Origin of the sequence: Pseudolactococcus reticulitermitis (assembly GCF_002260845.1) — a bacterium.
Taxonomy (GTDB): Bacteria; Bacillota; Bacilli; order Lactobacillales; family Streptococcaceae; genus Pseudolactococcus; species Pseudolactococcus reticulitermitis.
The window spans coordinates 356,310-374,572 of the sequence record NZ_BEDT01000001.1 but is presented as its reverse complement, the minus strand read 5'-3'; the positions used below and the strand labels follow the sequence as shown (position 1 = coordinate 374,572).

Here is an 18,263-nt window from a genome sequence, read left to right as displayed (position 1 = left end):
AGGGTATAGGAGAAATTATGCTAGATGAAAAACGTTTCAAATTTAGACTTTTTGACGAGGGCGCAGAAGGTGCTGACGGTGGAGGAACACCACCAGAAGGTACTGGTGCGAACTCAGGAGGAGCTGAAGGAGGGATCTCAAAAGAGGAGCACGAAAAACTCCTCCAAGCGGAAACAGACCGCCGTGTGACGCAGGCTTTGGAGAAATCCAGAGCTGACAACCAGAAAGCGATTGATGCTGCTGTAGCTGATGCACTGCGTCAAGCTAAACTGTCCAAAGAAGACCGTGAAGCTGAAGCGCAACAAAAGGCACAGCAAGCACAGGCGCAGAAGGAAGCAGAACTCAGCAAACGTGAATTGACACTTGAAGCCAAAGAATTATTGGTTGAAAAAGGGCTGAATAAAGAATTTATCAACGTTTTGAACTTTGAAAGCCAAGAATCTATGACGGCATCAATCGACGCAATTTCAGAATTTGTCATAAAAGAGATTGCTTCAGGGATTGAAAATGGTGTCAAAAAACGCTTAGCGGACTCTGCAATCAATCCAGCTGGTGGCGCCAAAGGTACTGCAACGGCTACAAAAGAATCATTCGCTAAGATGAGCTATGAACAAAAGACTGAGCTCTACAACAATAATCGCGAGCTCTACAATAGCTTGTCTCAACAAAACAAATGAAAGAGGAAATCATGAACAAACAATTCAAATTTAAACTTTTCGATGTTGGTACAACAAAAGTAGAAAATACTGTCGTACCCGAAGTCATGGCTGATATGATTTCAGCTAAAATCCCACACAAATTGCGTTTCATCGCACTTGCTAAAGTAGACACAACGCTTGTCGGTCAACCCGGTAACACGATTACAGTCCCATCATGGTCATACATTGGTGATGCGGAAGATGTGGCCGAAGGTGCAGCAATTCCGACAACTAAAATGGAATCATCAACTAAACAGATGACCATTAAAAAAGCTGCTAAAGGTGTGAAAATCACAGATGAAGCTCGTCTCTCTGCAATTGGTGACCCATTTGGTGAAGCAACTGACCAGTTAGCTAAAGCTATCGCTGGTAAAATCGACACGGATTTAATCGCCGCAGCATCTGAGACAACTCAGCACATCGTGTCTGGTACAGGCGTGTTAAAATTGGCTAAATTACAAGCTGCTATTGACGTTTTTGCTGATGAAGATTATCAAAACATGCTTTTGATCACAACGCCAGCAAATGCCACAGCTTTACGTGACGAGTTCTTGGCAGCAAATAAAGGTGCGGATGTGACTGCAAACATTCAAATCAAAGGTGCTTTTGCAAATATCCTTGGTGTTGATATTATCCGTTCTGCAAAAATTACAACACCTGGTTTTCTCTTTAAAATCACTGCTGACCCAGAGACAGAAGAAATCGAACCAGCTTTGCGCATTGTCATGAAACGTGATATCCAAGTTGAAGCTGATCGCGACATCAACACGAAAACAACTGAAATCAATGCGGACGAACACTACGGCGCTTACTTGTACGATGAAACTAAAATCGTCAAATTTGTAGAAACAACGCCCTAATACGCCCCCCAGTGGAGGGGGCGACGGCGAGACCGACAAACCGTCTGTAATTCCATCTGATTACGTGGCGGTTGATGGGCTGATATCTGAGGCTTCAAGTGCGGGTGTTTATATCGACACGGGCATTAATCAAATCGGAGATATAGAAGTTTTTGCGGACTTTCAATCGACGAAAAATGAGGGTGACCGTGCTTTGTTTGGTGCAAGAGCAAGTGTGTCATCCTCAGCATTCTGTTTCTTTTCGTCCGCAAATGATGGAAAATATCGAAGTGATTACGGCGATAATAAGGAAATTTTCACCATATCCTCATCTCTTGACACGGATAGGCACACAATAAGCAAGGTTAATAATTTGACTTATATTGACGATGTACTCGTTAGCACGATAGTATCGTCTGCACCTACAACACCAGTACCTATCTCTATTTTTGGTAGAAATGATAACGGTACAGTTGGCAGTAGATTTGTTGGGATTATCTACGCATTTCGTATCACAAAAGAAGGCGTTTTAGTTCAAAATCTTGTGCCAGTTCGTCGTTTGATTGATAATGTCTACGGCATGTGGGACACGGTCACTGAGAGTTTCTTTGGCAATGTTGGGACTAGTGCGTTTACTGGTGGCGCTGATTTGTATGAGGCGCCAACCATTTTGACGAACTGGGCGACTAGCTTATTAGCTAGCAGTATTATTGAGACTGATGCGGATGGTCGTCACATGGTGTTTTCCGCTCGCACTAATTATCTCGAGAATCCTATGGCTAATACGGATGAACTTAGAGGTACACTTGTAAAAGGCAGCTTTGAGATAAAACTTGATGGGGTGACCTATTCTGACGGTTCGCAAATTGATGAAGTACATCCTTTGAAGATTGGTGTTGGCTTTAGATGTAAAAAAGCAGATGGTACGAGCACATATCCGTTTATTGCAAATGTGAATGTTAAAGCATCTAATTTAAACGATTATGAAGATTGGATTGAGGTTGTAGGATATTGGAGAGTGCCATCAGGTGTTGAAGTTGTTACATTACAACCAACACTATACAATCAATCAACTTGGGACGGTAATCAAGATGACATTACTAACGGTCATCCAATTAATACTAAAATTAGAAGTATTAAAGTAGCAACAGTACCGCAGACTGAAGATGTACCAACAGATGCTAATACTATACCCGATATTAAAGCGTGGCTTGATATAAAAGAGATATCTTATATATCAAGCGCATCTAAGTCGGCGCTGTTAGCTTTAGTATTTTCTTGGTTAAACGATAATAGATAAGGAGCAGTATGAAAGTTAAAATCAAAGGCGATTTTAACCACATCATCAATGGCAAAGAAGTAAAGCCGGGTGAAGTGGTTGAGATTGAGCCGTGGCAGTTGAATGGCAATTTCTATGAAGCTATGCCAGTTGAAACTGAAAAGGCTAAAGTCGAAAAAGACGTTAAAAAATAGGGGGTGGCAAAATGTCTGATTATGGCGATGCAGCACTCCTTATTATGGATTTTCTGGAAGTAGATGACATAGAATATGCTGAACTGCTTGAAAAACACCCCGTGATTACCGTTTATGAAACTAGGTTGAGAAATACCCTAGATAATTTAGCGGGCACTGAGGGCGAAACTGAGAGGTCTGAGGGAGATGTGACACGCAAGTTTGCGAGTAAGATCATCCCTGACGAGATCAGAGCAGCCCTCAAGAAATATGTCAAGGTTCAACCGACGCAGAAGGCTGTGAGGTTTTGACATGCAGCTTTCTAAAAAGTTTTTGCAACCTGTCTGGGTATTTAAGCCGACCTTTTCGAAAGACGACGAGGGAAATCAAGTCACGTCATGGTCAGTGACAGCAATCCTGCAAGCTATTGTGCAGCCTGTCAATAGCAAGTTTGACGTGTCGCAGTACGGCACTGACTTATCTCAGGTTAAGCAAATCCTTGAAGATGTTCATTTCTTTCGGGAGGATACTCATGAGGGGTGGGGTATTAGCATAACGGGACGATCCAAACCTAGTCACACAGTCTTAAGCATTGATAAATATCCAGATTATACCAAGGTCTTAATCAAAAGGATGTGATCACATGGTTACTATAAAAGTCGAGGGCATGGCGCAAGCGATGCAAGCATTTACTGGTATTGAGCTAGCGCTTAAAACAGGACTTACCAATGCCAGTAACGAACTCCTAGAGCGGGTAGATGCGGAGGTGGTCAATAATCTAGGCAACGTCAAATACGGCAGTGGCGAAATCAATCGGTACAATCACAAGTCAACAGATGATTCCGATGGCACCATTCAAGGTCGCTATTGGAATGATTCCGACGTTGGGATGTATCGGGAATTTGGTACGGGTCCAGTTGGCGAGGCACATCATGCCGGTATATCGCCAGAGGTTCATCCAGTCTATACGCAAACGCGGTGGTTTATCCCCGTTGACCAAGTAGACGTGGATCTTGAGGCGGTCTATGGCATTCCAAAAATCACGCTTGGCGATAAAGAATTTTTCATGACCCGTGGTCAGCCGGCTAGACCGTGGATGTATCCAGCATTTCAAACAGTGTCGAAAGATGCTGAAGGAATTGTGGAGCGTAGTGTCAATCAAGCACTGAAAGGACTGCAATGAGTATCAGAAATCTAAAAACGGATATTGTGGCCATGCTGACGGATTTGGGTATGTTCTCGGAGATCTCTCCGGACTTTCCCAACGACGTCGTGACGGCAAAGGAAAAGGTCAAAGCTAAGCCAATAGCAGTCTATCAGACAACGCACCGACCTAGCTTCATTGACCAAGGCACAGAAATCCACACCAACTGGACAATCACCATCGAAATTTTGGGAGACAGTCATAAAGGCTCAATCACACACGAGGTGGAAGCAGTTGTCCAAATGTTTCAAGCAGTCCGTTTTAAAGCGACTGCACGAGATAGTAATTTAGCTGACTTCAAGCGCTCAATCGTTGAGGTTACAGGAACTTATGACAATATTTTACATCTTGTCTATACTTAATTTAGAAAAAGGAGTAGAAATGAATCAATTTCAATTTAAATTATTTGCCGATGAGGTAGGTTTTTCGACCATCGGCACTACACTAGGTTATGGGGCAACTGCCACGGGACCTTTTACCAGTGTTGCAGGTATTGATCAAGTGCCAGCGCTTGGCGGTACACCAGAACAGATTGATGTGACTAATCTGTCAAATGGTAGTCGTGTCAATATTGACGGTGTTAAATCACAGGACCAGTTGACCTTCTCACTGTTTGACCAAAAGGGGAACATCACGGCCTTAAAGGCAATTGAAGGAACCAATAAACATTGGAAAGTGTCATTCCCGTCAGGGCATTCGTTCACATTTCAAGGAAAAGCGACTGTCAACTCACAAGAAGCTGCGGTTAACGGTGCTATTAAGTGGAACTTAGTTATCACAGTTTCAAGTGCGTTGACTTTTACTGGAGCAGCTTAATTTAAAATATTTAACGAATAGCGTGCAATCTCTCGCACGCTATTTTTTTAGGAGAAAACATGAAAACAACACAAATTAAAATCGCTAATCTTGAGTTTGATGCACGCCTTGAGGGCTCAGATTATGTGCAAGTAGAAAAACGCCTGAAGAAATCTATCTTTAATGCGGTCTTAGGTACTCAAATTGATGATGAATCAGTCAACATCCCACCACTTGGAGAGATGATTATTATTCTGTCTGCTGCTTGTAAGACGTCAGGTGTCTCAGAAGCTAAAATTCTGAAAGCCGTTGAGGCGCACTTGGGTAAAGGTGGCACAACGATTGAAATCTATGAAAAACTTGTGGAACTTCTGAGTGATTCAGGTTTTTTCGGGAAGACGACGGACGATTCACAGGACGACGCGGACAGCGACAAGGTAGTGGAGCTGAACTAGAGGGTAAAGTTTATGACACGTTCAGTGACTTGCTAGATGATATGTACCCACTAGCCGTGCAACAGGGCGTTTCTGCCAAGGACTACTGGGGACTGACATATGACGAGCTAGTCGTACAACTCAAAGCTAATCAATCAGCCAAAGGCGAGGAGTTCCAAGTCGATGCCACGATGAATTATAGCTTGGCTAAGCTCATCGCTTTCGCTTTCCACGATCCACAAAAAATGCCAGCTTTTAGTGAGGTGTACGCCTTGGATACTGAGGACGACACTAAGCAGCTAGAAGCTCCAACAGATAGCAAAATCACACAGGATGAAGTGAATTTCATGGCGTATTTCAACGCTATCAACACAACAATGAAACGAAAGGAGGAAACAGAACATGACAATCAAAATTGACGGTATCGAGATGACTTTTGATTTTAAGATTGAAAAAGCCATTGGTCAAATGCAAAAGATGAAAAAAGAGTTTGCGCAAATGGTAAAAGGCGTGGCAAGTAATAGCGATGCCAAAAAGCTCAATCCGATGGGTGGCATGGTCGAGAACGTCAAAAAGTCTCAGAAATCGGTTAAGACAAACATTGACAAAATCAAGAAAGATGTGAAAGAAGCGCAGTACCACTATAACCAAGCTGAAAAATCTTTGAAACTTTTACAAAAACATCCCGGTATGGCACACGCTAAGATGAGCCCCAAAGGCGACCCAACTGAAAAATTAAACGCCGATGCGCGTGATCTGGGGCGTGAAGGTAAAGCTAAGGCGCAGAAACAAGTCTTGCAGCTATCAAAGGCGTGGGATCGTGCGACACACTCTATGGATAAATACTATGACAAGATTGAAGCGTCAGAGACTAAACTAAAGGCATTCAGGTCAGCACAGATTGGCAATGTCAATGGCAATCTGGCCAGTCGTGTGAAGCAAAAAGGTGGCGCAATTGTCAAGCCTGATGAGGGCAGCCGATTCCGTGGAAACATCAACGCAAAGTCGATTGATAATGCTACGAAAAGAACGATGTTACTCTCTCGGGCGCAGTCTCAACTAAAAGGGTCGGCAAGCTCTGCCAGTAGCAAGATATCTGCGATGGGCGGCATAGGCTCTAAATCTATGGGCGTACTACAAAGAGGTGCTAACTTGGCCAAAGGTGGCATTGGTAGACTCGGTAGCTCTTTTGCGAATCTGAAAAGCAAGATCAGCGGTGCTAATAAAGCTCAAAATAGTCTGGGGCGTGGTCACTCAGCATGGGCGCAGTCACTGCGGTCAATGTTGCCTGCTTTGGTTGTATACCAACTACTAAGCAAGGCTATCATGTCACTAGTTGGCAGTGTTTGGAGTGCTTTAAAAGCTAATGGACAATTTTCTGCCAGTCTTAATCAGGTTCAGGCCAATCTTTACACGGCTTTTTATCCGATTTATACAGCTATCTTACCCGCCATCAATGTCTTAATGAGTGCATTAGCTACCTTTACAGGACAGTTCGCCTCATTCATCGCAACAGTTTTCGGTACAACATACGATGCTGCTAAACAAGGTGCGAGTGGTCTATATGGTCAAGTGCAAGCCATGAATGACACGGGTTCTGCAGCTGGTAAAGCCAAAGACAAAGCAGACGAGCTTAAACGCTCACTGATGGGCTTTGACCAAATTAATCGCATCGGTCTAGACGATAAGTCCGATGATGATTCTGGCGGTGGCGCACCCGGTGGCATCGACTTCGACAAGGCCACTGGGACTTACACGACTCCTAAGTGGATGCTTGACCTCTTAGAGGATGTCAAGAGTATCGCAAAACGCCTGTGGGCACCGATTGCAGCAGCTTGGGACACTATGGGTGGCACGGTCATAGCATCTGCAAAACGTCTGTTCAGCACGCTTACAGGTATCTTCTCTGACATTGGACGAGACTTCATGAAAGTCTGGGAAAATGGTTCTGGTCAAAAACTCTTTGAAAATATATTCCAAGGTTTAGCAGACATCATGGATATCATTTCTGATGTTGGTCAGGCTTTCCGTGATGCGTGGAATGATAACGGACTTGGTGTGAGTGTCATCCAGTCGGCATTTGATGCGCTAAATTCTGTTTTAGAATTGCTGCATGAAGTGAAAAAATCCTTTAGCAAGGCATGGAATGACGGCACTGGCAAGCAGATCATGACTGATATCTTAAATATTGTCAAGGATGTCAACAACTTTTACACAGCACTAACTACCAATATCAAGAAAGCTTGGCAAGAAAACGGCACAGGCGATAAATTGATGAAAAATATCCTTAAAACAGTGCAGACTATCATAGGTTTCTTCGCTCAATTAGCCAAGTCATCTGCTGATTTTGCCAAGACATTGAACTGGCAACCTATGCTAGAGGGGATTTCAAACCTTGTCAGTGGCCTTAATGGCGTATTGTCAGGTATTGGAACAGTACTCATGGGCATTTACGAAAAAGTTGTACAACCCATCGTTAAAGTCTTAATTGAAGCAGGTTTGCCAGCAATCTTCAATCTGTTAGGTGGTGCGCTGAAGGTAGTTGGTGGCGCACTGAAATTAGTCTGGAAGTTCATTGAGCCAGTCGTTAGCTTAATCGTTGGCGTAGCTGTTCAAGGTATCAAAGACTTATCTGGTACTTTTAGCTTCTTAGGGGAGATCCTAAGTGTGGTTGGGGAGTTGCTCAGTGGTTTTGCTGATTGGTTCAATTGGGGCAAAATCATTGACGGTGCGAAAGAGATTATAGACGGCTTTGCTACTTGGTTCGGGGAAATCTGGGAAGGTATCAAAACAGCTGCCTCTGATGCTTGGACTGCGATTTCAGATAAGACATCTGAGATTTGGAATGGTATTACAGAATTCTTCTCTGGCGTTTGGGACGGTATCACGTCCACTGTTAGTACTGCGCTTGAGACTGCTAAGACAACTATCTCTGATGGTTGGGACAAAGCTAAAGAGGCCACTTCAAATGCTTGGGACGGTATCAAGAGCGGCATTTCAGGCGCTTGGGATTCCATAAAAGAGAAAACCTCAGGTGCAATAGAAAACGTCAAAGAAAAAGCTTCGACTGGCTGGCAAAATATCAAAGAGAAGACGTCAGGCGCTTGGAGCGGCATTTCTGGTGCTGTTTCTGGTGCTTGGAGCGGTATTCAAAGTACTTCATCTAGCATCATGGGCTCCATTGGCAGTAGCATTCAAAGCACATGGAACAGTTTTACCTCGTTTATGACCAACCCGATCGAAAATGCCAAAAATGCAATCAGTGGCATCATTGAAAGCATCAAAGGATTGTTCAATATTGACTTGAAGTTTCCAGATATCCACATTCCGCAATTTCATATAAATCCATCTGGGTGGAGCATTGGGGATCTGATGAAAGGTGAGATCCCATCATTGAGTTTCTATGCAAAAGGCACCCAAAATCACGGCGGAGGTCTAGCAGTCGTCAATGATGCTAAATCTAATCTATGGCGCGAGGCCTACAAAACGCCAAATGGGTCTTGGAAAATGTTTCCAAATATTCAGAACATGCTTGTAGACTTACCGAAAGGGACACAAGTCATGGCAGCGGATAAAATTCCACATTTTGCTGAAGGTACTCAATTGATGATGCCGGATCTCTTTTCCGCATCAAAAATTGGTACACCAGGCAAAATTGGCAATCTTAATAACGGCAATGATGAGACAGTAAGTCTCCTGAAACTAATCTTGAATGCCATCTTAAATGGCGGTGCTAAACAAGACGGCAACGGAGATATCATCATCAACATTGGTGGCAATCGACTAATCAAGATATTGGCTAGCGAGATCAAGAAGTATGAGCGTCAGACTGGCCAAAGCTTTATATCAATTTAGAAAGGTAACTGAATGACTTTTAAAATAAATGGCGTGGCAGTTGCCACACCTCAGACATTTGACGTCACGTACTCGGACATTGATGCGGACACATCTGGTCGAAATGCCAACGGCACAATGATACGTGACATCATCGTTAAAAACAAAACAAAACTCAGTATCAAGTGGCCACAATTATCTCAAGCGCAAAGTAAGGTGATTTTGGATGCCAGTAACGGTGATTTTTTCACAGTCACTTATCCTGATCCATTGACCAATGGTGATGTGACCAAGACATTTTATGCGGGCGACAGATCAATGGGGCACTATTCGTGGCATCCTGAGTTTAACGCATACGCCATCAGAGATTTGGGCTTTGATTGCATAGAAAGGTAGGATTTTATGATTACAACATCAGCTGCCTTTTTAGAGGCAGCCAAGGCGCTCAACAGAACGCCACAGGCGCGTGTAATTGTCAATGGGGTAACTTATACCAATAAAGATTTGACAAGCGTGACAGTCCAATCAGGTAGCATTGTAGAGGAAAATTTCCAGATTGGGTCTGTCGTGTCTGATTCAGTCACGGTGGAGTTTCCAAAAATAATCACAACACTCCGTCAATTAGACGATGTGGTCATTGAGATGGGTTTCAATGATGAATATGTATCGCTAGGACACTTCAAAATCTATCCAAATGTGCTGGTCAGCAAGAACGACCATAGCACAAAATTTGAAGCTTATGATATTCTCTCATTCATGGCTGACCCATATTCATCAAGCTTAAACTATCCAGCCAGTGCTTACAACATTATGGCTGAGATAGCTAATAAGTATGGCGTAGCTATTGCAAATGCTAATCTGCTGAATGAATTAGACGGTATCAGCGAATTTCGATTGCCTAAACTAACGGGCAAATACACTAACCGTGAGGTTTTAGGGTTTGTCGCGGGTCTTGTTAGTGGCTACATTAAAATCAATCGTAATGGTGCGCTTGAAATTCGACGTTTGCCAATTTCAGGCAGTGCTTGGAACGAGAGTATCAACAATTCAAGTGTTTTTGAAATCAGACCCGACGAGTATTTTTTGAAAGGCTTGGAAATCCAAGGTAAGAAATTCAGCGTACATGGTCTGAGTGCCAAAGTTTCCAACGGTTCTACTCAAGCAGTTATCACAGCAGGCGGTAAGAAAGGGAATGTCTTAGATGTTACCAATCCTTGGGTTACTCAAAATCTGCTAAATGGTATGTTTGAAAAGGTTAAAAATATTGCTTTTTATCCTTTTGAACTCAATTGGCGTGGTAATCCAGCTATCGAAGCGGGAGACGTGCTCTCTGTCTATGATATCGAAGGCACTAAACACTTTGTACCTAATCTGACCTATGAACTAACGTTTAATGGCGGATTGCGCGGTCAGAGTAGTGCAAGCACCGAAGCAGGTAATGACACGATTGCTAACCCACCATCACTGATTAATCGTCTAAAAAATGATGTTAATGATGCGCTGACTAAGTCAACAGACGCCTTGAATAGTGCTAATGGCAAAAATACGAATTACTACGGCGAAGATGAGCCATCTATTACGCCATTGAGCCGCGAGGGCGACTTATGGTTCAAAAAAGACGGTGATAAGACTGAGATGTGGCAGCTTAAAATGCTCAATAGTATTTTGACCTGGGAGCTAGTAATCAGCGAACAAAGTCAAGAAGAGTTTGAGAAAAAGCTACAGAAAGAACTTGATGATACTAAAACTGAACTGGGCGTGGCGCTAGCTGAAAATAACACAGCTATGAGTAATGCTCTGTCACAGCTTGAAAGCGTTCAGGGCGATGTCAGTTCAGCTGTAACACAAGCTAACGATGCAGTTAGCAAAGCGGAAAGTGCGCTCGCTAATATTGACGATGCTTTACTACAGGCACAAAATGCGTATGCAAAATCTGTCAAAAGTTCTATTGTGACTTATCAAGTTGGATTAAGTGGGACAACGGTTCCATCTGGCACATGGATAACATCTATCCCGAGTGTGCCGACAAGTCAGTATCTTTGGACGAGGACTGTCTTTACTTTACAAGATGGTACCACAACGACAAGTTACTCAGTGTCCAAACAAGGCGAAAATGGTACGCCCGGTGCCAATGCACCGACTATCACCAAAGTCCAAGACCAAATCTATCTGTCAACCTCAAATACTACCCAATCTGGTGGCGCGTGGGGAACTTCTGTGCCAACTTGGTCAAGTGGTAAGTACTACTGGACAAGAGTTGTCATGACACTATCGGATAACTCAACAAATATGTCAACGCCAGTTTTGGCTGATGGGTTAAATCAATCGTTGATAACAGCATTTCAAGCGAAAACAATGACGGACAGCTTGCAAACCACAGTTAGCCAACATGCAACAGCTATTGAGTTAAGTGCAAGTAATGTAACCAATTTAGGGTCACGAGTAACGACTGCTGAAAGTACTCTGGCCATTCAAGCTGGGCAAATTTCAAGCAAAGCTAACCAAACGACTGTTGACACTTTGACAGGAAGGGTAACGATTGCTGAAAACACGATTACGCAGAGTACAGAAAGTTTCAACCTGTTGCTGAGCAAGCAAAACAAAGCTATCAATGATTTAGGTGGTGCAAGTTTTGTTCAAACAGAGTGGCAACAAGGCTCAATCAACACATCTAATGGTCAAGATGCAACCAGTACGAGTTATGTTCGTAGTGGATTCTTAGATGTGGTTGCAGATAAGAAATATCTCCTACAAACCTTTGAGGGGCTAAGTGCGACTGGGCAATATGGACAAGCTTATATTTTCTACTATAAAGCGGATAAAACGTTAAACAATTACGTAAATTATAATGCCAATTCACCGATTGCGATTCCCACAAATGTTCGCTATGTTCGCTTAAGGTTTCAAGTAACGATTTCACCAACGGAAGTGAATTGTTATCTTCTACAAAGTGACATAACAAATGGCTACGTTAATTTATCAAATATCAGTAATGTGGTCAAATTGACCGCTACAACAGATGCATTGAGGTTATCTGTTAGTGAAACGCATGACAGTATTGGGGTTCCTTTTAAAGTCAAACAATGGCAGCTAGGAAGTTTGAACACAAGTGATGGTTCAGAAATTTCAGCAACCTCCAGTTTGCGTTCAGATTTCATCAACGTAACGGCTGGTGAGAAATATATCTCCCAACTTACTGATGGAAGTGCATTTACGATGACGTATCACTTTTACAGTTATGGGATGCCTTATGTTGATTACGTACCAATAGCTAAGCAGTATGTGCAAATATTAACAGCTGGAACCTATTTAAATAGTACGATTGCTGACTATCTTTTAAATAAATCAGTTGAAAACTTGAGTATAACGGGTACAGTTACGACAAATCCCTATACAAGTTCAGGCGATTATCTAGTTATTTACAAGATCCCCCTTGAAGGAAAAGAGGCACCAACGAAAATCACCTGGTCCGGAAGAAAAGATACAAGCGATAATACTGTTTGGTTATTCTCTGGAGGAGCTTGGATTCAGCTTGGTAATGTAACCTCTAGTTCAATTCTTGTTCACGAATGGGAATTAACGGATTTTCAAAAAAATGGCATTAGTGGAGACAGTGTTTATCTAGCTTTCTTTTCTATCAAAAACGGAAACTATACTGGTATTTATAATAACGATGTCACGCCATTTACGCTCAACCCAACTGATGCTAACTCGATGTACCAAATAAATTATACATCTTCGAGTAGTGCCATTACTGTCCCAGTAAATTGCGTGAAGATGCGCGTGAGAGCCTCAACAAGTCTTACACCAGATGCCTTTCAAGGAAACATCTATCTAACGAGTGTACGTGAGAATTATGCCAATAAAATGACCTTGTATTCGGCACTTCTCATGACAAAAGATTTGATCAATCTACGAGTAGGAAAAGGCGATTTGATTAACCAAATCAATATTTCACCAGAAAGCATTTTGATTGCAGGAAACAAAGTGCAGATTACAGGCCAGACGACTATTGCAGATGCCGTAATTGCGAGTGCAAAAATCGCCAGTTTGGATGCTGCAAAGATTACGACAGGAACCCTTAATGCAGCACGGATTGCAGCTGGAACAATAACAGCGACACACCTCAGTGTATCTACCTTATCAGCGATATCCGCAAATGTTGGCACATTGACATCAGGTACGATTAATGCCAGTGGTGTTAATGTCATCAACCTTAACGCTGCGAATATTACAACAGGTACGCTTGCAGCAGCACGGATTGCAGCTAGGTCAATTACGGCTGATAAAATTGCAGCGAATACTATTACAGCAAGCGAAATCAAATCAGGTGCAATTACTGCTGACATGATAACAGCAGGAACAATGAGTGCCAATAGGATAAATGGTGGTACAATCACAGGCACGAGCCTTAACTCTTCAACTGGAGGTAAATACATTAAAATCACAGCTGGTGATTGTAAAATTGATTTTTACGGTGCATTTGGTAACGCTACAATAAATCAAAATCTTAATGGTTGGAATGATACACTTCTGAACAAAGGAGTTTTGGGAACAAACGGAAGTTTCTACGTCAATAACGACTTGCACGTGGCAGGTGCTTTATGGGTCAATAGTATTCATCCAACTTCGTCAGACGGTGCTGGCATCACTAATATATTTTCAAGTATGACAATAAGTGGTAAGGCAGGTATGTTTTTTGGCGCAGCTAACATCTCGAATGGCATATGGATAGGTGGTGGCGGTTTATATTTGATCTACAATAATTCTGCTTATGATGTAAAAACCATTTTACAAGGGGGAACGTGGAATGTCTGATGAAAATAAAACAAGAATTCTTGAAATAGAAAAGATGGAACTGGTAGCTGAAGAACCTGAAGTTTTCTCACTTGTACAAAGAATGCAAAATATAGTGATTGACGAGCTCAATAATCAAATTGGCAGGTTAAATAATCAAATTGATTATTTACAGGAAACTATAAAGGAAATAAAAGGAGATGGAAATGTTAACAATTAAAAACAAGGAACTTGCATCTGTAATCAATTTTTTGTCGGACTTAGAACTCGCACCTAAATCCAGTCGTATTCGCTCAAAGTTAGTCACAAAATTTATGTCAAAACATGATGAGTACGCCGAAGATGAACAAAGCATTTTTGACGTCTATGGAGAACGTGACGATAATGGTGAACTCATCAAGGTAGATGAGACTAGCTATAAAATCGCACCAGATAAGTTACAGGAATGTTTGGCAGAGCATAACAAACTGGTAGATGAAGAGGTTAAGATTAATCTTGATGAGCTCAAAGATAATGTCAAATATCTGGTCGGAAAACTTGAAAAGCTAGATATCAAGCTGTCAGGGCAAGATGCTAGTACTTATGACTTAATCATGGACAAACTAGAAGGAGAAATTTAACATGGCACTTAACAAAATTACATCGCAAGGCACACTCAACTCATCATCAACTATCAACGGGGCGACGGCTGCATATTTTTCAGCAAGTATTGAAACCAACGGCAAATTTAATTTTTCAATTTCTGGCAATACTTCGGCAGCTATTTTCGGAACAGACAATAAGGTATCGGCTGAGGTCAAAAGCGATATCAATGCGTTCATCTCTGCGGTTTACAAGCAAGCACAAGTGACACGTTCAAGCTATACGTCAGAGACGGTACCTACAGAAGTAGAAGAGGTGATTAATGATTAGTACGCTAGCAACAGCAACCTTAGTTGTCATCTTATGCGATGTCTTTCTGGGGTTTGCAAAAGCCTGGGCTCTGTGTATTTTCGAAAGCAAAAAAGCCAGACGAGGGGCGGTTGAGCATTTCGCAATCTGTGTTGTGCTTTTAATCAGCGAATATTTTTCGAACAAATTTGGCTATCAAATTGTTTTGGACAGCTTAGAGATGTTTTTGATTTTCTCTTACGGAACAAGCATTATAAAAAATTTAAAACGTTTAGGTGTACCGATTCCTGTCAGTCTGGAGAAAAAACTCGATGCTGAACTTAACAAGCATAAGGATAGCACAGTAAAAGGAGAAGAAAATGAGCAATAAAACATATGATGCACTAAAAAATCTTGTACTTGGTGGCTTACCAATTTTAATCACCTTTTTAAGTTCTTTGGATTTTGAAAAAGCGACTACAATTGTTGCAGCACTAACCGCCGCGCTTGGACTGGCCACAATTATCGCCAAAAATATCTATGACAAAAACGATGATGGCAAGGTCGACTGGAAAGATTTGACCGATGATTGAACTCATCATCCTCATCACAACGTCGCTCACACTCACGCTACTTGCGATTGATTTAGTTGCAAGTGCATTTAAAAAAGGAGGCATGAAAGATGACAAATAATCAAATTATAGAAATCGCCAAAAAGTATTTGGGCAAGTCAGTGGATGTTGATGGCGCATACGGTGCTCAGTGTGTAGACTTCTCGAATCGTGTGGCTATGGACGCAGACGGTACACGGTTCACTGGCAACGCCATTGATATGCCCTACACGGTTACTCACGGTAAGTGGCTTTGGATTCGCAATACTGCTGACTTTGTGCCACAAGGCGGTGATATTTTCGTGGAGAGTTGGGCAAGTGTGCATCCTTACGGTCATACAGGCGTTGTGCTTGACGCTACCATGACTACCATGCATTGCCTTGAGCAAAACTATAATAACAAAATGTATGTTGTAGAGACAAACCGAGCTTACAGCAAGGACGGCTTAGTGGGTATTTGGCGATTTCAAGGGGGGACTGACAAGACGTCAAGTCAGACGAAATCGCAGACGTTCGCAGGTACTTATCGTGTGGCTGCGGATGTGCTCAATGTTCGGAGCGCACCTACCACCTCAGCTGAAAAAGTTGCTACGTATACCAAAGGACAGACTGTCAACTTGGATAGCTGGTACACAGTAGCCAATGGCTACGTTTGGGGACGGTATACATCGTCAAGTGGTCTAACTCGCTTTGTGGCGATTGGTCGAAGTACAGGAAAAGCCGAAAATGATGATTTTCTTGTAAAAATTTAACATACAGTAAATTATAGTAGCTACTGTGTTTTACTGTATTCCAAAAAAGCCCCATGGTCATATGGCTTATATATGGCAGAAAACACGAGAAACACCGAGATACTGCGTAAAAATACATTGGTATAAAAGTCAGGAAACGTGACAACAGTGAGATTTTTAAAGACCTCGTTAAAATACTAAAATCATTATGTTGAAAGACGCTGTTAAATAATTCAACGTCTTGAATATGACAACCACAGGGTTCTGTGGTTGTTTTTTTGTTGGCTAAAATTTGAAGGAATATAAATAGGGTATAAAAACGGCTTTCCAAAAGTGAAAGCCGTGGAGTTGGGCAATAAGCGTTGGATTTCACGGAGGGGAAACGGATACTAGTCTTGTCTCTTCCCGATGATTGTAGGAGGGAAGATTGGCGCAAGATTATCCTCTTGAAAGGTGTAAAATCTCAAAACATCTATGCTTAGTCTGGGGCTTGGTTAGATAAAATGTAAAAATCACTTTTCGCCATTTATCGGGATTATAGATGACCAATTTTCCAGTTTCATTTTCTGTTGATTTTTCGTGAATCTCAAACGTTTTTAAAGAGTCAGTAGGTGGAATCTCTTCTACTTCCTCGGTTACAAATTGACTCTGAAGAAAATCGTCACCTAAGGCAATCGTTGAAGTCACACCAATTTCAATCTGTTGCCAAGCAAATGAGGTTAAAATATTATCAAAAAAGCCATCAAAGATGAAGTGAGACATCCCGTCAGAATTTTTCCAAACATAAAGTGGACTATAACTATTAGAGTGCTCGCCGTTCTTCTTCTCTGAAATCAGGAAAAGTTTAAATAAAAGGTCTGGGAAGCCATCCATTAGGTGTCCTGTTTTCTTTACCCGTTCCCTAATAATCGTCATATCATAATCAGTTGGTAAAATGATGTCATATCGCATTGCTTGCATGAGTGTTCTCCTTTTGTTTGATACTCTTATTATAAAAGATTAGCCAGATTTTGGATAATACCAAATCGTGATATACTTATAATAAAAAATGATAGGTAGAGGGAGAGAAGATGAATTTTAATGATTTAAATATTTTTATCGGTATCTACGAGACTGGGTCTCTGAATCAAAGTGCAGTAAATCTAGGCTATGCCCAATCCAATTTAACTGCTCGATTGAAAAAATTGGAAAGTGAGATGGGAACGCTTCTTTTCATCAGAAAATATAACGGAATTGTGCCAACTCAGAATGGTGATAAATTATATTATTTTGCCAAAGAGACGCTTCAGAATTTAGAAATACTGCAAAAAGCATTTGAGAGCCAAGGAAAGTCGATTTTGATCTCTGAATTACTTCTAAACTATGACCTTAATCAAGAGCAATCAATTGATATTGGTAGGGATAGTGTGAGCATCAAAAAAATGAGAGATATTCCGATAGAGGCGGTTAAAAATAAGTATGATGCTATTTATAGTTTTCAAAAGATTGTTAATTTGAGAGGGTTTAAAGAAACTAAAAAAGTCCTGTCAGCTTTCTATCTTTCCTCTGATGGTAAGGGGCATCCTGAAAATCATCAATTTTTTGTTAATTGTGACAAAACGTGTCCTTTCAGAGAAAAGACACTAAACGAATTTTCTGATACGCAAAAAATAATTGAACTTGATTCATTTGAAAATATCATCAATTGTGTGGAAAACGCTCAAGGCATCGCGTTGCTGCCGGACTATTTATTAAAAACAAAAAAATTACAAAAATGGGATGAAGAAAAGAGAGTGATGCCTTATTATGTATATGACTAAAAGAGCGAGATAGCGCTCTATTTCAATTCGTTACGAGCAGTAATTCTAGCAAATAAGTGGGACAAGGGGGAATGAATTGATAGTAGATTGTATAAGGGATAGCTTATGCAACTTAAATAATGGTGTTAGAATTATACTTGTTATAAAACAATAGGTGTGATTGGCAACACGCTATTATATTTCACGTATTTGACATGAA

General features: G+C 41.5%; 22 protein-coding genes. 21 read left to right on the top strand and 1 reads right to left on the bottom strand.

Annotation, left to right across the window (positions count from 1 at the left end):
* The first annotated feature begins 17 nt into the window (after window positions 1-17).
* From RsY01_RS01755 to RsY01_RS01665, 20 genes are all read left to right on the top strand, one after another.
* Entirely contained in the window at window positions 18-677 is a 660-nt protein-coding gene (locus RsY01_RS01755) for a capsid assembly scaffolding protein Gp46 family protein (protein WP_094783845.1), read from the top strand.
* Between the two features lie 11 nt (window positions 678-688).
* Window positions 689-1,558, top strand: coding sequence for a N4-gp56 family major capsid protein (locus RsY01_RS01750; protein WP_094783844.1), 870 nt, complete (start codon window positions 689-691; stop codon window positions 1,556-1,558).
* Between the two features lie 64 nt (window positions 1,559-1,622).
* Window positions 1,623-2,837, top strand: coding sequence for a hypothetical protein (locus tag RsY01_RS01745; protein ID WP_094783843.1), 1,215 nt, complete (start codon window positions 1,623-1,625; stop codon window positions 2,835-2,837).
* 8 nt (window positions 2,838-2,845) lie between these two features.
* The gene (locus tag RsY01_RS10870) at window positions 2,846-3,010 is read left to right on the top strand and encodes a hypothetical protein (RefSeq protein WP_157905761.1); all 165 of its coding nucleotides are present in this window, start codon (window positions 2,846-2,848) and stop codon (window positions 3,008-3,010) included.
* A gap of 11 nt (window positions 3,011-3,021) precedes the next feature.
* The gene (locus RsY01_RS01740; RefSeq protein WP_094783842.1) at window positions 3,022-3,300 is read left to right on the top strand and encodes a hypothetical protein; all 279 of its coding nucleotides are present in this window, start codon (window positions 3,022-3,024) and stop codon (window positions 3,298-3,300) included.
* Between the two features lies 1 nt (window position 3,301).
* Complete coding sequence (locus RsY01_RS01735; protein ID WP_094783841.1) at window positions 3,302-3,628, top strand: hypothetical protein; 327 nt, start codon at window positions 3,302-3,304, stop codon at window positions 3,626-3,628.
* Window positions 3,629-3,632: 4 nt separating this feature from the next.
* Window positions 3,633-4,172, top strand: a complete 540-nt coding sequence (locus RsY01_RS01730) for a hypothetical protein (RefSeq protein ID WP_094783840.1) — start codon at window positions 3,633-3,635, stop codon at window positions 4,170-4,172.
* A complete protein-coding gene (locus RsY01_RS01725; protein ID WP_094783839.1) occupies window positions 4,169-4,555 on the top strand; it encodes a hypothetical protein in 387 nt (128 codons plus the stop codon). The genes RsY01_RS01730 and RsY01_RS01725 overlap by 4 nt, the downstream gene beginning before the upstream one ends.
* Window positions 4,556-4,574: 19 nt before the next feature.
* The gene (locus RsY01_RS01720; RefSeq protein ID WP_157905760.1) at window positions 4,575-5,009 is read left to right on the top strand and encodes a phage tail tube protein; all 435 of its coding nucleotides are present in this window, start codon (window positions 4,575-4,577) and stop codon (window positions 5,007-5,009) included.
* 59 nt (window positions 5,010-5,068) lie between these two features.
* Entirely contained in the window at window positions 5,069-5,443 is a 375-nt protein-coding gene (locus RsY01_RS01715; RefSeq protein WP_094783837.1) for a DUF6096 family protein, read from the top strand.
* A gap of 41 nt (window positions 5,444-5,484) precedes the next feature.
* Window positions 5,485-5,841 (top strand): hypothetical protein, encoded by a 357-nt coding sequence (locus RsY01_RS01710; RefSeq protein ID WP_094783836.1) that lies wholly within the window; start codon window positions 5,485-5,487, stop codon window positions 5,839-5,841.
* Complete coding sequence (locus tag RsY01_RS01705; protein ID WP_094783835.1) at window positions 5,825-9,277, top strand: phage tail protein; 3,453 nt, start codon at window positions 5,825-5,827, stop codon at window positions 9,275-9,277. Before RsY01_RS01710 ends, RsY01_RS01705 begins: the two co-directional genes overlap by 17 nt.
* Before the next feature lie 12 nt (window positions 9,278-9,289).
* Window positions 9,290-9,652, top strand: a complete 363-nt coding sequence (locus RsY01_RS01700; protein ID WP_094783834.1) for a DUF6711 family protein — start codon at window positions 9,290-9,292, stop codon at window positions 9,650-9,652.
* 6 nt (window positions 9,653-9,658) lie between these two features.
* Window positions 9,659-14,074, top strand: a complete 4,416-nt coding sequence (locus tag RsY01_RS10865; RefSeq protein ID WP_094783833.1) for an autotransporter outer membrane beta-barrel domain-containing protein — start codon at window positions 9,659-9,661, stop codon at window positions 14,072-14,074.
* Complete coding sequence (locus RsY01_RS01690) at window positions 14,067-14,273, top strand: hypothetical protein (RefSeq protein WP_094783832.1); 207 nt, start codon at window positions 14,067-14,069, stop codon at window positions 14,271-14,273. Before RsY01_RS10865 ends, RsY01_RS01690 begins: the two co-directional genes overlap by 8 nt.
* A complete protein-coding gene (locus RsY01_RS01685) occupies window positions 14,260-14,673 on the top strand; it encodes a DUF1617 family protein (protein WP_157905759.1) in 414 nt (137 codons plus the stop codon). Before RsY01_RS01690 ends, RsY01_RS01685 begins: the two co-directional genes overlap by 14 nt.
* Before the next feature lies 1 nt (window position 14,674).
* Window positions 14,675-14,965, top strand: coding sequence for a hypothetical protein (locus RsY01_RS01680; protein WP_094783830.1), 291 nt, complete (start codon window positions 14,675-14,677; stop codon window positions 14,963-14,965).
* Window positions 14,958-15,314, top strand: coding sequence for a phage holin family protein (locus tag RsY01_RS01675; protein WP_094783829.1), 357 nt, complete (start codon window positions 14,958-14,960; stop codon window positions 15,312-15,314). Before RsY01_RS01680 ends, RsY01_RS01675 begins: the two co-directional genes overlap by 8 nt.
* Window positions 15,304-15,516: a hypothetical protein gene (locus tag RsY01_RS01670; RefSeq protein WP_094783828.1), complete on the top strand. Its 213-nt coding sequence runs from the start codon at window positions 15,304-15,306 to the stop codon at window positions 15,514-15,516. The genes RsY01_RS01675 and RsY01_RS01670 overlap by 11 nt, the downstream gene beginning before the upstream one ends.
* Window positions 15,517-15,605: 89 nt before the next feature.
* Window positions 15,606-16,286 carry a CHAP domain-containing protein gene (locus RsY01_RS01665; RefSeq protein ID WP_094783827.1) on the top strand — a complete coding sequence of 227 codons (681 nt, stop codon included), beginning with the start codon at window positions 15,606-15,608 and terminating at the stop codon, window positions 16,284-16,286.
* A gap of 417 nt (window positions 16,287-16,703) precedes the next feature.
* Here the strand turns inward: RsY01_RS01665 and RsY01_RS01660 are convergent, their stop codons facing one another.
* Window positions 16,704-17,225: a DUF4865 family protein gene (locus RsY01_RS01660; RefSeq protein ID WP_094783826.1), complete on the bottom strand. Its 522-nt coding sequence runs from the start codon at window positions 17,223-17,225 to the stop codon at window positions 16,704-16,706.
* 110 nt (window positions 17,226-17,335) lie between these two features.
* On the opposite strand from RsY01_RS01660, the gene RsY01_RS01655 reads away from it, so the two are divergent.
* Window positions 17,336-18,064, top strand: coding sequence for a LysR family transcriptional regulator (locus RsY01_RS01655; protein WP_094783825.1), 729 nt, complete (start codon window positions 17,336-17,338; stop codon window positions 18,062-18,064).
* Window positions 18,065-18,263: the final 199 nt, after the last annotated feature.

Excerpts from the sequence above, each read along its gene's own strand:
- RsY01_RS01680 (WP_094783830.1), top strand. The coding sequence starts at position 14,675 with ATGGCACTTAACAAAATTACATCGCAAGGCACACTCAACTCATCATCA.
- RsY01_RS01740 (WP_094783842.1), top strand. The coding sequence starts at position 3,022 with ATGTCTGATTATGGCGATGCAGCACTCCTTATTATGGATTTTCTGGAA.
- RsY01_RS01700 (WP_094783834.1), top strand. The coding sequence starts at position 9,290 with ATGACTTTTAAAATAAATGGCGTGGCAGTTGCCACACCTCAGACATTT.
- RsY01_RS01660 (WP_094783826.1), bottom strand. The coding sequence starts at position 17,225 with ATGCAAGCAATGCGATATGACATCATTTTACCAACTGATTATGATATG.
- RsY01_RS01685 (WP_157905759.1), top strand. The coding sequence starts at position 14,260 with ATGTTAACAATTAAAAACAAGGAACTTGCATCTGTAATCAATTTTTTG.
- RsY01_RS10870 (WP_157905761.1), top strand. The coding sequence starts at position 2,846 with ATGAAAGTTAAAATCAAAGGCGATTTTAACCACATCATCAATGGCAAA.
- RsY01_RS01710 (WP_094783836.1), top strand. The coding sequence starts at position 5,485 with ATGTACCCACTAGCCGTGCAACAGGGCGTTTCTGCCAAGGACTACTGG.
- RsY01_RS01655 (WP_094783825.1), top strand. The coding sequence starts at position 17,336 with ATGAATTTTAATGATTTAAATATTTTTATCGGTATCTACGAGACTGGG.
- RsY01_RS10865 (WP_094783833.1), top strand. The coding sequence starts at position 9,659 with ATGATTACAACATCAGCTGCCTTTTTAGAGGCAGCCAAGGCGCTCAAC.
- RsY01_RS01755 (WP_094783845.1), top strand. The coding sequence starts at position 18 with ATGCTAGATGAAAAACGTTTCAAATTTAGACTTTTTGACGAGGGCGCA.
- RsY01_RS01720 (WP_157905760.1), top strand. The coding sequence starts at position 4,575 with ATGAATCAATTTCAATTTAAATTATTTGCCGATGAGGTAGGTTTTTCG.
- RsY01_RS01715 (WP_094783837.1), top strand. The coding sequence starts at position 5,069 with ATGAAAACAACACAAATTAAAATCGCTAATCTTGAGTTTGATGCACGC.
- RsY01_RS01750 (WP_094783844.1), top strand. The coding sequence starts at position 689 with ATGAACAAACAATTCAAATTTAAACTTTTCGATGTTGGTACAACAAAA.
- RsY01_RS01735 (WP_094783841.1), top strand. The coding sequence starts at position 3,302 with ATGCAGCTTTCTAAAAAGTTTTTGCAACCTGTCTGGGTATTTAAGCCG.
- RsY01_RS01670 (WP_094783828.1), top strand. The coding sequence starts at position 15,304 with ATGAGCAATAAAACATATGATGCACTAAAAAATCTTGTACTTGGTGGC.
- RsY01_RS01705 (WP_094783835.1), top strand. The coding sequence starts at position 5,825 with ATGACAATCAAAATTGACGGTATCGAGATGACTTTTGATTTTAAGATT.
- RsY01_RS01665 (WP_094783827.1), top strand. The coding sequence starts at position 15,606 with ATGACAAATAATCAAATTATAGAAATCGCCAAAAAGTATTTGGGCAAG.
- RsY01_RS01725 (WP_094783839.1), top strand. The coding sequence starts at position 4,169 with ATGAGTATCAGAAATCTAAAAACGGATATTGTGGCCATGCTGACGGAT.
- RsY01_RS01690 (WP_094783832.1), top strand. The coding sequence starts at position 14,067 with ATGTCTGATGAAAATAAAACAAGAATTCTTGAAATAGAAAAGATGGAA.
- RsY01_RS01730 (WP_094783840.1), top strand. The coding sequence starts at position 3,633 with ATGGTTACTATAAAAGTCGAGGGCATGGCGCAAGCGATGCAAGCATTT.
- RsY01_RS01675 (WP_094783829.1), top strand. The coding sequence starts at position 14,958 with ATGATTAGTACGCTAGCAACAGCAACCTTAGTTGTCATCTTATGCGAT.